At 59.6% G+C, this 13,418-nt stretch carries 12 protein-coding genes; 2 read left to right on the top strand and 10 right to left on the bottom strand.

Annotation, left to right across the window (positions count from 1 at the left end; all coding sequences use genetic code 11):
• Positions 1-193: 193 nt before the first annotated feature.
• From hemH to ACO6TG_RS11775, 8 genes are all read right to left on the bottom strand, one after another.
• A complete protein-coding gene (gene hemH, locus ACO6TG_RS11740) occupies positions 194-1,273 on the bottom strand; it encodes a ferrochelatase (protein ID WP_422378338.1) in 1,080 nt (359 codons plus the stop codon).
• Positions 1,274-1,506: 233 nt separating this feature from the next.
• A complete protein-coding gene (locus ACO6TG_RS11745; protein WP_422378339.1) occupies positions 1,507-2,745 on the bottom strand; it encodes a phenylacetate--CoA ligase family protein in 1,239 nt (412 codons plus the stop codon).
• 39 nt (positions 2,746-2,784) lie between these two features.
• The gene (locus tag ACO6TG_RS11750; protein ID WP_094072545.1) at positions 2,785-3,639 is read right to left on the bottom strand and encodes an ABC transporter ATP-binding protein; all 855 of its coding nucleotides are present in this window, start codon (positions 3,637-3,639) and stop codon (positions 2,785-2,787) included.
• A gap of 58 nt (positions 3,640-3,697) precedes the next feature.
• On the bottom strand, positions 3,698-5,029 hold the full coding sequence (locus tag ACO6TG_RS11755; RefSeq protein WP_094072546.1) for an ABC transporter substrate-binding protein: 1,332 nt from the start codon (positions 5,027-5,029) through the stop codon (positions 3,698-3,700).
• A gap of 108 nt (positions 5,030-5,137) precedes the next feature.
• Positions 5,138-6,214, bottom strand: a complete 1,077-nt coding sequence (locus ACO6TG_RS11760; protein WP_422378340.1) for a branched-chain amino acid ABC transporter permease — start codon at positions 6,212-6,214, stop codon at positions 5,138-5,140.
• 17 nt (positions 6,215-6,231) lie between these two features.
• A complete protein-coding gene (locus ACO6TG_RS11765) occupies positions 6,232-7,185 on the bottom strand; it encodes a branched-chain amino acid ABC transporter permease (protein ID WP_094072548.1) in 954 nt (317 codons plus the stop codon).
• Positions 7,186-7,200: 15 nt separating this feature from the next.
• Entirely contained in the window at positions 7,201-8,001 is an 801-nt protein-coding gene (locus ACO6TG_RS11770) for an ABC transporter ATP-binding protein (RefSeq protein ID WP_422378870.1), read from the bottom strand.
• A 23-nt stretch (positions 8,002-8,024) separates the two neighbouring features.
• Positions 8,025-10,010: an AMP-dependent synthetase/ligase gene (locus ACO6TG_RS11775; RefSeq protein WP_422378341.1), complete on the bottom strand. Its 1,986-nt coding sequence runs from the start codon at positions 10,008-10,010 to the stop codon at positions 8,025-8,027.
• A gap of 369 nt (positions 10,011-10,379) precedes the next feature.
• On the opposite strand from ACO6TG_RS11775, the gene ACO6TG_RS11780 reads away from it, so the two are divergent.
• Positions 10,380-10,772, top strand: a complete 393-nt coding sequence (locus ACO6TG_RS11780) for a VOC family protein (protein WP_422378342.1) — start codon at positions 10,380-10,382, stop codon at positions 10,770-10,772.
• A gap of 12 nt (positions 10,773-10,784) precedes the next feature.
• Here ACO6TG_RS11780 and ACO6TG_RS11785 read toward each other — a convergent pair whose 3' ends face one another.
• Positions 10,785-11,162 (bottom strand): iron chaperone, encoded by a 378-nt coding sequence (locus ACO6TG_RS11785; RefSeq protein WP_422378343.1) that lies wholly within the window; start codon positions 11,160-11,162, stop codon positions 10,785-10,787.
• 138 nt (positions 11,163-11,300) lie between these two features.
• A complete protein-coding gene (locus tag ACO6TG_RS11790; protein ID WP_422378344.1) occupies positions 11,301-11,849 on the bottom strand; it encodes a hypothetical protein in 549 nt (182 codons plus the stop codon).
• A 511-nt stretch (positions 11,850-12,360) separates the two neighbouring features.
• Between ACO6TG_RS11790 and ACO6TG_RS11795 the strand changes: the two genes are divergently transcribed.
• Positions 12,361-13,371: an ABC transporter substrate-binding protein gene (locus tag ACO6TG_RS11795; protein ID WP_422378345.1), complete on the top strand. Its 1,011-nt coding sequence runs from the start codon at positions 12,361-12,363 to the stop codon at positions 13,369-13,371.
• Positions 13,372-13,418: the final 47 nt, after the last annotated feature.

Below are 13,418 nucleotides of genomic sequence, written 5' to 3' on the forward strand. Positions count from 1 at the left end.
CCTTAAATCTATAGAATAGTGCGGCCACTATGCTCCGAATTGCGACCTTCTTCCAGCGCAATTGGACTGCAGTGTAAATGACCGCGCAAATAGCTAGCCGGCATCTGTGACCAGATGCAGACACGTTTCAAACACAACACCAACTATATGGGGATTACTGTCAGAATTTACGAGTTTTCCGGAAATGCGGCTGTCAGATCCAGCCGCCAAGTTCCCGGCGGACCACATGGGCGATGACATCCATGCCGAGGTCGCTGTCGTTCAGACAGGGAATGTGGCTGAAGTTCTCACCGCCGTTTTCCTCGAAGATCTCGCCGACTTCTCCGGCAATCTCTTCAAGCGTTTCCAGGCAGTCCGACACGAAACCCGGGTTCATCACGGCAACGTTCCTGACGCCATCCTTGGCCAGCTGCTCCACGGTCTTGTCGGTATAGGGCTGCAGCCATTCTTCCGGACCGAAGCGCGACTGGAACGTGACTCGCAGCTTGTCCTTGCTCCAGCCGAGCACGTCGCGCATCAGGCGCGTCGTTTTCATGCAGTGGCAGTGATAGGGGTCGCCGCGCTTGAAATAGGACTGCGGAATGCCGTGATAGGAGGTGAGCACCACATCCGGTTCGAAATCCAGTGTCTCCAAATGCTGCTCGACGGATTTCGCCAGGGCAGTCACATAGACCGGGTCGTCATGATAAGGCGGCACGGTGCGGATCGCCGGTTGCCAGCGCATCTTCAGGAGGGTCTTGCAGACAACGTCGTTCACGGTCGCCGTGGTTGTTGCCGAATATTGCGGGTAGAGCGGGAAAACCAGGATGCGGTCGCAACCTTCATCTTTCAGCGCCTGGAGTTTATCCGGAATGGACGGCTGGCCGTAGCGCATCGCCCAGTCGACTGTCAGCTGGCCATCACTGTCGCCAAGCATGTCAGCGAGTTTGTCTGACTGGCTGCGCGTGATCGTCCGGAGCGGCGACTCGTTTTTATCGTGGTTCCAGATCTCGTCATAGGCCTTGCCGGATTTGCCCGGACGGGTCATCAGCACGATGCCGTAAAGGATTGGATACCAGATGGCGCGCGGCCACTCGATCACCCGCTTGTCGGACAGGAACTCACGCAGATAGCGGCGCATCGGCCAGTAATCCGTTGCATCCGGCGTGCCCAGATTGACCAGCAGGACACCGACCTTTCCGGTCTTTACGGACGGGTGATCGGAGGGCAGTTCGATCTTTCTGAACTCGGTTTCCTGGTCGGCTGTCAGGGGGGCGGACGGTTGCACGGTCATTTGCTGGATCATTCCCACGAATTTCGGTCTGCCGTCTTACATAGGCCATAGGCTCGCACAGGCCAATGCGGCATTTGTCATACGCACCCCAACGGTACCGGATCATGCCGATGACCGTCGATGCCAAACAAAAACCTCCCCTTGAGGCGCGGGTCCGCACGCACCTCAGGGGGAGGTTGATTGATGACGGCGTCTCTCCCGGGACGGGTAAACCAAAAAGGCCGGGACTTTGCTCAGCCGTATTCCCGCTCGTCGGCAATGACCTTGCCGTCATTCGGCAGATTGCCCGGAGCCACCAGCAGTACGTCACCCTTCAGGCGGGTGACTTCACGCAAGGTTTCCGCGACCCGATCAGACAGGCCATTTCCGGAGGCCTCCGTTTCAACGGTAAGCGTCATCGCATCCGCCTCTCCGTCGCGCATGACGGCAAGACGGGCCTTGTTGACTTCCGGGTGTGCCGCGACAATCTGGGCAATCTGGGCGGGGTCGACAAACATGCCCTTGACCTTGGTACGCTGGTCGGCCCGGCCCATCCAGCCGGCTAGCCGCATGTTGGTGCGACCGCAGGTCGACTGCCCGGGCACGATCTTGGACAGATCCCCGGTGGCAAAGCGGATCAGCGGATAAAGGCTGTTGAAGTTGGTGACCACCAGCTCCCCGACTTCACCCTCGGCGACCGGTTCACCGGTTCCCGGCCGGACGATCTCGACAATATAGTCCTCATTGACGACCATGCCGTGCCGTGCCTCGGTTTCGTAGGCAATGACGCCCAGATCCGCCGTGGCATAACACTGGCCAACCGTTATGCCCTGGTCTTCGTATTCCTGCCGCAGCGACGGAAAAAGAGCGCCGCCGGAAACAAGGGCTGTCTTGATGGAGGAAACATCCCTCCCCTGTTCCCGGCCGCGGTCCAGGAGGACCTTCAAGTAGTCCGGTGTGCCGACAAAACCGGTCGGCTTGAGCACTTCAATCGCTTCAACCTGCGTGTCGGTATTGCCGACCCCCGCCGGGAAGACGGTGCAGCCGAGTGCGATGGCACCTTGGTCGAGAATGAAACCACCAGGCGTCAGATGGTACGAGAACGCGTTCAGCACCAAATCGCCTTTGCGGAAACCGGCCGCAAAGAGGCTGCGCGCTCCGTTCCAGGGGTCAAGGCCCGGCGCCTGCGGTTCCCAGATCGGTCCCGGCGACATGAACACCCTTGCCGCTCCGGACAGCTCGCCGGCGAGAAAGCCGCCAAAGGGCGGGTTTGCCTTTTGTTTGTCCAGAAGGTCGGCTTTCCGCAAGACCGGCAAAGCGGCCAGCGTTTCGCGGCTGGTCACCGCGGTCAGGTCCTGGCCGTCGAGATGGTCCGCCCAGCCCGGTGCCTTGGAGGTGGCATGCGCAAGCAGCTCGGGCAACTTGGCAAAGAGATCCTGTTCGCGCTGAGCGGGATCCTGCCGCTCGCGCGCGTCAAACTGAGTATCGCTCATGGTCGTCTCCGCTTGTTTCAGCCTCGGGTTCAGATCCCGTCAGGCCAGCCAGCGCTTCCTTCGTTTATAGTGTTTGACGTTCCGGAACGACCGGCGGCCTTCGCCACCGACGCCCAGGTAGAATTCCTTCACATCCTCGTTCTCACGCAGCGCCTTGGCGTCGCCATCGAGCACAATGCGACCGGATTCCAGGATGTAGCCGTAAGTGGCGTATTTCAGCGCCACGTTGGTGTTCTGCTCCGCCAGGAGGAAAGACACGCCCTCATTCTGGTTGAGCTTGCGCACGATTTCGAAAATCTCTTCCACCAGCTGCGGCGCAAGACCCATGCTGGGTTCGTCCAGTAGGATCATCTTGGGCCGGCTCATCAGGGCGCGTCCGATCGCGCACATCTGCTGTTCACCGCCCGACGTATAACCCGCCTGGCTGTTGCGCCGCTCGCGCAGGCGCGGGAAATAGGTATAGACCATCTCCAGGTCCGCCTTGATCGCGGCATGCCCGTCCTTGCGGGTATAGGCCCCGGTCAGCAAATTCTCTTCAATCGACAGGTGTCCGAAACAGTGCCGGCCTTCCATGACCTGGATGCAGCCGCGGCGCACCAGATCGTTCGGCGACAGGGCCTGGACCTCTTCGTCGTCAAACAGGATCTTGCCCTTGGTCACTTCCCCGCGCTCGGCGCCGAGAAGGTTGGACACCGCCTTCAGCGTGGTCGTCTTGCCGGCGCCATTGGCACCAAGCAGGGCGACGATACCGCCCTTGGGCACCGTCAAGGACACGCCCTTCAGCACCAGGATCACGTGGTCGTAGATGACCTCGATATTGTTGACCGACAGGATCGTCTCCGCCGTATCCGCGGCGTTGTCCGATCCGGGCTGTTCTACATCCAAAAGTGCCATTCCCTACTCTCCTTGGAAGCTCCGCCGTGCATGAGGCACGGCGGAGCGGACTGCCTTCTTAGTTCGGGCAGGGTTCGGTGCGTGCCGGCCACGGCGCGTTCTTCTCAGCGTATTCAGCTGCGGCCTTTTCCAGCATCGGGCGAACCAGGTCGGTCATCGGCTCGATCCAGCCGGACGCCTGACGCCACTGTTTGCCGTCCCACTCCTGGATGAACACCGGATGGCTGCCGGCATGGTCTTCACAGGTGACCTTCATCGGGTGGGCAAAGCCTTTCAGACCGAGTTCGGCCAGACGGGCCTCATCCAGGTCGAGGGCTTCCAGACCCATGCGCATGTCCTCACCGGTGATGACCTTCTTGCCGGTCAGCTCCTGAGCGGTGCGGATGCCTTCTGCAATGATCACGGAGTTCAGAACGCCGCGATTGTAGAGCGTGCCGCCAATGGTCTCCGCATCGGTCGAGCTGAGGCCCGCGTCAACGACATGTTTCTTGATGTCGTCAAGCGCCGGGAAGTCGGAACCGACACCGGAGAAGTTCATGGCCTTGTAGCCCTTGGCACCTTCGCCGCCGGCGGCTGCATCATCATCGCCTGCGGACCACCAGACGCCGATGAACTTGTCCATCGGGAAGCGGATCTTGACGGCTTCCTTGATGGCGGTCGGGTTCATCGCACCCCAGCCCCACATGACCATGTAATCCGGACGGTCACGGCGCACGTTCAGCCACTGTGAGGACTGGTTCTGCATTTCCTTGACGCCAACCGGGTACTGCAGCAGTTCAAAGCCGTATTTCTCGGCCAGCTGCTCCAGCAGCGGGATCGGCTCGCGGCCATAGCCGGCATCCAGGAAGATGTAGCCGATTTTCTTGCCGCTCAGCTTGTCGAGACCGCCTTCCTGCTCACCAATATACTTGATGACCACGGACGCGCCGTCCCAGTAGGTGTCCGGTACGTTGAAGACCCACGGGAAGACCGAGCCATCGGCCGCAGCGGACAGGCCGTAGCCCATCGACAGGACCGGGATCTTGTCAACGCCGGCTTTCGGGATCAGCTGCAGCGTGATGCCGGTGGAATACGGGTTATAGACCAGCGCGCCCTTGCCCTTGGTGGCTTCGTAGCACTCGACACCTTTCTGGGCGTTGTAGCCGGTTTCACACTCTTCCAGTTCCAGCTTCACGCCGCCGATGCCGCCGTCGCGCTCGTTGAGCATTTTCAGGTAGTCATGCATGCCGTTGGCAATGTGGATGCCGGAGGCTGCGAACGGTCCGGTGCGGTAGGTCAGCAGCGGCACGTAGTTGCTGTCTTCTGCCTGGACCGGCGTTGTCATGGCGCCGGACAGGCCGACACCGACGGCAACGGCGGTTCCCAGCGCAAGTTGCTTGATGCTTTTCATGTTTCTCCTCCCATGCGGCCACGGACCACCCGAAACCGCCGGACCAGTTACGCCATTCCTCACCGGACAGGTCCAAATCCGGATGGCGGCGAAAAGGCTGGCAGCCCCCTAGTAGGGGAACGGCCAGACCCTGAGCTTCTGTTTCCCGATCTGCCAGAGCCGGGCAAAGCCGTGCGGCTCCACGATCAGGAAGAAGATGATGAGCGCACCGACAACCATGAACGTGACATGTTCGACGGTTTCTGCCGCGATATCGAAGCCGAGCATGCCCGGAATGAACTTCAGGAACACCGGCAGGATCCAGATGAAGGCCGCGCCCATGAAGGCTCCGGCAAGACTGCCGAGACCGCCCAGGATCACCATGAACAGGATCTGGAACGACAGCGCGATCGAGTAGGACGACGGCTCTGCCGCGTTCAGCCAGAAGAACACCATCATCGCACCGGCAACGCCGCAGATATAGGACGATACGGCGAAGGCCATCAGCTTGGTCTGCAGCGGGCGAATGCCCATCAGCTCCGCGGCAATGTCCATGTCGCGGATCATCATCCAGGAGCGGCCGATCCGTCCGCGCAGCACGTTGGCGATCAGGAAGGCGATGCCGACCGTGATGCACAGGACGATGAAGTAGCGCACGATCGGTGTGGCTTCCGCGCCCGAGACCACAAATCCAAACGCTTCGCGATGCGGCACTTCGATCGCGCCCGATGCGTTGTCGTTGTAGAGCCAGGAAATGCGGATGAAACACCACTCCAGAAAGAACTGGGCCGCCAGCGTGGTCACTGCCAGGTAGAGCCCCTTGATGCGCAGGCTCGGCAGGCCGAACACGGCACCGATGGCGGCGGAGAACACACCCGACAGCAGCACCATCAGGATGACATTGGCATCCGGAAAGATGGTGGTGAGCTTGTAGGCCGCATAGGCGCCAACCCCCATGAACGCCCCGGTCCCGAGAGAAAGCTGTCCGCAGAAACCGGTCAGGATGTTCAGGCCGATCGCCGCCAGCGCGAACACCAGGAACGGGATCATGATCGAGGTCAGGAAGAAGTCATTGGCAAAGAGCGGAATGACGACGAATGCGACAGCAAGAATAACGGCCAGACCGAGCCGGTCCTGGAGGATCGGCATGAGCGCCTGATCCGCCTTGTAGCTTGTCTTGAATTGGCCAGCTTCGCGATAGAACATGTGCTTGAGCCTCTCCCTTAAATCCGCTCGATGATGCGTTCGCCGAAGAGACCTTGCGGCCGGAACAGTAGGAAAATCAGGGCAATGATATAGGCCAGCCACGATTCAATGCCGCCGCCGACAAGTCCGCCCCAGTAGAGCTCGCCGATTTTTTCGCCAAAGCCGATGATCAGCCCGCCGACAATCGCCCCTGGAATGGAGGTGAAGCCACCGAGGATCAGCACCGGCAAGGCCTTGAAGGCCACGATTTCCAGCGCGAAGGAGACGTCGGAGCGCGCGCCCCACATGATGCCGGTTGCCAGCGCCACCAGACCGGCCGCGAACCAGACAATCGCCCAGATCTGGTTGAGGGAGATACCGACGGACAGGGCCGCCTGGTGGTCATCCGCCACCGCCCGCAGGGCCCGGCCGATCCGTGTCTTGTTGAAGAAGATGCCAAGCGCCGCCACCATGATCACCGCAATCACGGCCGCCGCAATGTCGATATGCTGCAGGATCACCAGACCGCGGTCACCGAATTCGAAAGCGGTCGAACCTGTCGGCAGGCCGAGTTCTTCCGTGATCATCTGTTTCGGTTCGCCGCCAAAGACAAATTCGCCGAAGCCGATCAGGAAGTAGGTCAGGCCGATGGTGGCCATCAGGAGGATGATGTCAGGCTGGTTGACCAGCGGCCGCATCACGACCCGTTCCACGCCATAGGCGAGTATACCCATGGCGCCAATGGTCAGGGCCAATGCGATATAGGCGGGCACCCCGTTTTCATGGAGCCCGACCAGGGTCAGGCCGGCAAACACCACCATGATGCCCTGGGCGAAGTTGAAGACACCAGACGCCTTGAAGATCAGCACGAAACCGAGCGCGATCAGGGCATAGAGAATTCCGGCGACAAAACCTTCCCACAGAACCTGCAGGAAGAAATCCGGCATGGAATACATCTGCACGAAGGGGTCGATGAAAATGTCGTAGAGCATGGTCCGTTCGTCCCCCTAGTGGCTCACGCCGAGATATGCGTCGATCACGTTCTGATTGGCCTGCACTTCTTCCGGCGGGCCATCCGCGATCTTCTTGCCGTAGTCGAGCACGACCACGCGGTCGGAAAGATCCATGACGACACCCATGTCATGTTCAATGAGGGCGATCGTCGTGCCGAACTCCTGGTTCACGTCCAGGATGAACCGGCTCATGTCTTCTTTTTCTTCCAGGTTCATGCCGGCCATCGGCTCGTCGAGCAGAAGCAGATCAGGCTCCATAGCAAGCGCGCGGCCAAGCTCGACCCGCTTCTGCAGGCCATAGGGAAGACGGCCCACCGGCGTCTTGCGGATGGCCTGGATTTCCAGGAAGTCGATGATGTCCTCGACCTTGCGCCGATGTTCGATCTCTTCCTGTTCGGCCGGACCGCGCCACAGAAGCTGCCAGAAGAAGTTCCTGTGCATCTTCAGCGACCGGCCCGACATGATGTTGTCGAGCGTCGTCATGCCCTTGAACAGCGCCACGTTCTGGAAGGTCCGGGCAATGCCGTTGCTGGCCGCCTCGTACGGCTTCATCTTGCGGCGGACCTTGCCCTGCCAGGTGATCGTGCCTTCCTGCGGGTGATAAAAGCCGTTGATGACATTCAGCATCGAGGTTTTGCCGGCCCCGTTCGGGCCGATGATCGCCCGGATCTCGCCCTTCTGGATATCGAAGGAAATGTCGGTGATCGCCTTCACGCCGCCGAAGGACAGCGAGACATTGTCGACCTGGAGCAGAACCTCGCGCTTGGCGGTTTTGGTGGCCGGCTCCGGGGACATCGCGTTTTCCTGTACGATGGCGTTCATTCGGCGGCCTCCTGCATGCCCTTGGCAGCGTCATGAGCGGTCATGTCGCGGATCTCGACAGTGGCCTCGATCGCGCCCTTGCGGCCGTCCTCAAACGTGACCTCCGTACGCACATGTTTTGACGTCGAGCCGTCGTAAAGCGCATCGATCAGCGGCGCATAGCGCTCGGCGATGAAGCTGCGCCGGACTTTCTGTGTCCGGGTCAGCTCACCGTCATCGGCGTCCAGTTCCTTGTGCAGGATCAGGAAGCGCTTAATCTGTGCGCCTGCCATCATCGGCTCCTGCGACAGGTCCCGGTTGACCTGGTCCACATGGCTTTCGATCATGCCGTAGACATCCGGATTGGCAGCCAGTTCCTGATAGGACGCGTAGTTGACATTGTTGCGCTCCGCCCAGGACCCGACAGCAGTCAGATCGATGTTGATGAACACCGCCACCATGTCCTTCTCGTGACCGAAGGCGACGGCCTCCTTGATGTTCGGGAAGAACTTGAGTTTGTTCTCGATGTATTTCGGCGCAAACAGCGCCCCGTCGTTCAGCTTGCCGACATCCTTGGCGCGGTCGATGATCTTCAGGTGGCCGTTTTCGGCAATGATGCCCGCATCCCCAGTATGCACCCAGCCATCGGGCGTCTTGGTGCTGGCGGTCGCCTCGTCATTCTTGAAGTAGCCGACAAAGACGCCGGGAGAGCGATACATCACCTCGCCGCTGTCGGCGATTTTCAGCTCGACATCCGGAGCGGGCTTTCCGACCGTGTCACCGAAGATCTCGCCGTCCGGCTGCAGGGTGATGTACACGCTGGCTTCGGTCTGACCGTAGAGCTGCTTCAGGTTCAGCCCGAGTGAGCGGTAGAACTGGAAGATTTCCGGACCGATGGCCTCACCGGCCGTGTAGCCGACCTTCATGCGGGTCAGGCCCATCCGGTTTTTCAGCGGTCCATAGACAAAGAACTCGCCAAGCCCGTAGAGCATGCGGTCCTTGAAGGCGACCTCCTCGCCATTCAGGATCTTCTCACCGACCTTGCGCGCAACGCCCATAAAGAAGTCGAACATCTTGCGTTTGGTTTTGCCGGCATCTTCCATGCGCACCATGATCATGGTCAGCATGTTTTCAAAGACCCGGGGCGGTGCAAAGAAGTAGGTCGGCGCGATCTCGCGCCGGTCCACATCGATCGTGTCCATGCTTTCCGGGCAATTGACGCAATAGCCGGCGGTGAAGGACTGCGCGAGCGAGAAGACGTGGTCGCCGATCCAGGCCATCGGCAGGTAGGCGAGCACTTCCTCGGTCTCGTTCAGATTGTCGAAGACGTTGGCATTCCGAGCCGAGATGACCAGGTTGTCGAAGGACAGCATCACGCCTTTCGGACGACCCGTCGTCCCGGACGTATAAAGCATGACGGCAATGTCGGAGCCCTTGCCACCGGAAAAGCCCGAGGCCCAGTCATCGGCTGCCGACGCAGACTTTTTCAGCTGGTCACGGCCGAGATCCTGCACAGAGGCGTAATCATGCAGCTGGGTGTGGTCGTAATCCCTGAGACCGCGCGCCTCGTCATAGATCACATGCCGCAGCGAGGGCACGTCCTCGGACATGGACAGCAGCTTGTCGACCTGCTCCTGGTCTTCTACAACCGCAAAGGTGACTTCGGCATGCCCCAGAACATAGGCCATTTCCTCTGCCACGCTGTCCGCGTAGACCGGCACGGGCACGGCCCCGATCGCCTGGGCGGCGACCATCGACCAGTAGAGCCGTGGCCGATTCGAGCCGACAATGGCGATCTTGTCTCCAGGCTTCAGCCCCAGAGACTTCAATCCGATGGAAAATGCGCGGAGCTCTTCCAACACCTCGGACCAGGTCCAGCTTTGCCAGATCCCGAAATCCTTTTCCCGGAACGCTGTCCGGTCACCGAAAACCTTCGCGTTTTGCAGAAGGATTTTCGGAAAGGTGTCCTCCCCGCGCGATGACGCGCTGGCCGACCCTACCATGAACTGTTTCTTCCCTTTAGAAGGCGCCCCGGTTGTCCGGGATCGTTCCCTGATGGGTATGAAACTCTCTGCCGCGCCAACCTTCAACCGGTAAATTGTGAATGGCAGACCGGCAGCGTGTCCCAACCCGTTATCTTCACGCTAGGACCGGGCGTTTGCAGCAATATGTTTCAATCATGTCGAAATGTTTCAATCGCGCTGCGAGTGCGAAATGGCTTTCTCGGCATGCGCGCGCCCGCGACGGAAAACCTGAATGAGAACAGGGCTCTGGCACCTGGTACTCGGGTCAGAAAAACCTCTTGACCTCAAGTTAACTTGAGAAGGCATGATGCCGGCCCGTTCAGGATTTGTCGAAATTTGGAGATGGAAATGGATTTGAACCAGGTCACGTTGGACGCTGCCGACTTTGAAGCGTCGGTGGATTTTTACCAGCGGCTCGGACTGCATCTGATTGTTCTGAGCGAAGGCCGATATGCCCGGTTTGAACTTCCCTCCGGCTCCACGACGCTTTCCCTTCACAAGGCCGAAAACCCGGTTACGCCGGGCGCCGTCTTTTACTTCGAGGTCGACGATGTCGATCAGCACTACCGGCAGCTGGTCGAACAGGGCATCGCGTTTGAGACCCCGCCAAAGGAAGAAAGGTGGCGCTGGAAGGAGGCCCGTTTCAGCGACCCGTCAGGCAACAGGCTCTGCCTGTTTCACGCAGGACCCGATCGCAGGTTTCCACCCTGGAGACTGGACGGGACCAAGGTCGGCACATAACCAGCCGTCCTTTCAACAACCGAACTGCTCACCACCGGCTTTCATCGCCAGTGCCTTTTGAATGAAATCGGAGATCCGTGTCTGCTCGACGGCTTTTGACTTGGCAAATCGCACACAGCCCTTGCCCACACTCAGGCCCTTGAGCAGCATGCCGTCCGGGTCGATCCGCGAAGCGTCACCGACATAAAGGCTGACATAATTGCGCTGCGCATTGAGATGAAAAACGAAATCCTCGCCGATCCGAAACCCCAACATCTTGTAATGGATGCATTCTTCAATCTCCGGCGCCGCCTTGCGTATCACTTTGCGCAACTGCAGCAGCGTTTGCTTGCGCCAGTCATCTTCAAGGGCCTTCAGATAGGCATCCGGTGTCTCAGCATCATACTGCATTCCGGGGCTCCCCTATTGGTCGCGCCCGACTGCCAGTTCGAACCGCGGCCGGCCAACGGACGGCGGTTATCAAGTGGCCGAACGCCAACCCGCCAATCCTGGCTGGACCCCATTCATCAATCAAGTGAGCGTTCGGGGCTAGAACCGGTGCCGGATACCCAGGGTCGGCGTATCTGATCCACAACGGCGGCAGTCGAACAGGCCGTAGACGCTGGACCGGTGATGCATGCGGAAGACCAGCTCGGTATCCGGATGACTGGGCAAGGCAAAGGTAACTTCAGGCGAGAAATAATGGAGCAGCTTCCGGTTGGGATCGGGCGCGGCGCTGCGGGCCTCATAGTCCATGCGTTTGATGGTGTAGTTCAGGCCCGTGCTGACGGCGACACTGGTCCTGATCGTCTCGTTCCAGGGGAAGTTGTGCCAGCGGGCATAGAGCGCGCCCCAGACCTGAGGACCGTTGCTGTCGCCGAACATTGCACCGGCGCCGGCTTCCGCCTCGAAGGAAAACAGGGAATTTCGGTAGAACTCATAGCCGGCTGCAGCTCCGATGAAACCGGTATCTTCATACTCATCGCTGAAAAGAAGAACCTGATCCATCGGCTCGGAACTGAGCCGACCGCCAAAAACCATGACGTTCCAGTGCCTGGAAATGGGCTGCGGGTCGAGCAATGTCTTGAGGGACGTCAAAGCGGACCCTTCTTGCCCCTCGGACGCGAAGCCTGTCTCAAGCCCGACAGCAAACAGAAAAAGCAGGAGAGCGGCAGCATGGCGCAACCGGCAAAATGTCGTCGAACATCCTCTCAAACTCGGCATTACCCGCTGCCTCACCACAATCGCGCCAGACACATGGAGGATCGTTTGGCCCTCCGCCCCCTCTGACTGCCGGCCACACTGAGTGACATTCGAAAAATACGAATCCCCCGATAATTCTTGGCAATATGGGTCAATCTTACTTAACGTAAATTAAACCTAGCCAATCCTTACCCGGATCAGCTGGAATAAGTCACCGGCGATTTTGCGCTGTTCGGCAATGCCGGATTTGGATCAGGGAGAGACACGACATCATGCGCTCTGCCCAAAAAATGCACTTGCCGAAAAAGTTTGCAAAACAAAACCACCATCACTAACGTGTCATGCTTGTGCATTGCAGGACGGGCGCAGCGATGAGACTGCGCTGACGAAAATACAGGAGAGGTTGATGCTCTACAGCAAGATCGTCGCAGCTGCGCTCGTGGCGCTTGGAACGACCGCGGCGGTGGCAAGCGACACGACAGATGTTCCCTTTGCCCTCGATTGGAAATTCGAAGGACCGTCTGCCCCCTATTTTGCAGCCATCGACAATGGTCACTTCGCAGACAAGGGCCTGAATGTCGAAATCACCGCCGGTTCCGGTTCGCTGGACGCCATTCCGAAGGTTGCGACAGGCGCCTTTCCAATCGGTTTTGCGGACATCAACAGCCTGATCAAGTTCATCGACCAGAATCCGGGCGCACCCGTCATCGCCGCCATGATGGTCTACGACAAACCACCCTTCGCCGTGATCGGCCGCAAGTCCCTGGGTGTCGAGGGTCCGGGCGATCTGGCCGGCAAGGTTCTGGGCGCCCCGCCACCGGACGGAGCCTGGGCACAGTTTCCGATCTTTGCCGCGGAAAACGGCATCAACATGGACGACATCAAGGTCGAGCCGGTCGGCTTTCCAACCCGTGAACCGATGTTGGCCGAAGGCAACGTGTCGTCGATCACCGGCTTCTCTTTCAGCTCCTATCTGAACCTGGTGCGCCTTGGTGTTCCGGAAGAAGATATCTCCACCATCCTGATGGCCGATCACGGCCTGGACCTCTATGGCAATGCGGTGATCGTGAACACCGAGTTCGCCGAAGCGAACCCGGATGTGGTCAAGGGCTTCCTGGAAGCGGTTGCCATGGGCTGGAAAGACGCGATTGCCGACCCGGAAGCCGTCATTCCGTCGCTTGTCAAACGCAACCCGGCCGCCGATGCGGCGCTTGAGCAGCGCCGGCTTCAGCTGGCAATCGACGCCAATGTCGTCACCGACTACACCAGCGCCAACGGCATGGGCGGCATTGATGCTGACCGCATGGCCAATGCCATCAAGCAGATCGGCACGGTCTATGACTTCCAGAACGCGCCGGATGCCAGCCTCTATTTCACCGACGCCTACCTGCCTGCAGGTGGTTTCTCTCTGAAGTAGGTTTGAAACAAGTTCGGGGCGGGGGCCCGCCCCCGCTTCCCTCCCGG

Origin of the sequence: Roseibium sp. (assembly GCF_965233565.1) — a bacterium.
Classification (GTDB): Bacteria; Pseudomonadota; Alphaproteobacteria; order Rhizobiales; family Stappiaceae; genus Roseibium.

Bases quoted from the DNA above. Each gene is read 5' to 3' on its own strand.
- ACO6TG_RS11780 (WP_422378342.1), top strand. From the start codon at position 10,380: ATGGATTTGAACCAGGTCACGTTGGACGCTGCCGACTTTGAAGCGTCG.
- ACO6TG_RS11770 (WP_422378870.1), bottom strand. From the start codon at position 8,001: ATGTCCCCGGAGCCGGCCACCAAAACCGCCAAGCGCGAGGTTCTGCTC.
- ACO6TG_RS11765 (WP_094072548.1), bottom strand. From the start codon at position 7,185: ATGCTCTACGACATTTTCATCGACCCCTTCGTGCAGATGTATTCCATG.
- ACO6TG_RS11785 (WP_422378343.1), bottom strand. From the start codon at position 11,162: ATGCAGTATGATGCTGAGACACCGGATGCCTATCTGAAGGCCCTTGAA.
- ACO6TG_RS11795 (WP_422378345.1), top strand. From the start codon at position 12,361: ATGCTCTACAGCAAGATCGTCGCAGCTGCGCTCGTGGCGCTTGGAACG.
- ACO6TG_RS11745 (WP_422378339.1), bottom strand. From the start codon at position 2,745: ATGAGCGATACTCAGTTTGACGCGCGCGAGCGGCAGGATCCCGCTCAG.
- hemH (WP_422378338.1), bottom strand. From the start codon at position 1,273: ATGACCGTGCAACCGTCCGCCCCCCTGACAGCCGACCAGGAAACCGAG.
- ACO6TG_RS11760 (WP_422378340.1), bottom strand. From the start codon at position 6,214: ATGTTCTATCGCGAAGCTGGCCAATTCAAGACAAGCTACAAGGCGGAT.
- ACO6TG_RS11750 (WP_094072545.1), bottom strand. From the start codon at position 3,639: ATGGCACTTTTGGATGTAGAACAGCCCGGATCGGACAACGCCGCGGAT.
- ACO6TG_RS11775 (WP_422378341.1), bottom strand. From the start codon at position 10,010: ATGGTAGGGTCGGCCAGCGCGTCATCGCGCGGGGAGGACACCTTTCCG.
- ACO6TG_RS11755 (WP_094072546.1), bottom strand. From the start codon at position 5,029: ATGAAAAGCATCAAGCAACTTGCGCTGGGAACCGCCGTTGCCGTCGGT.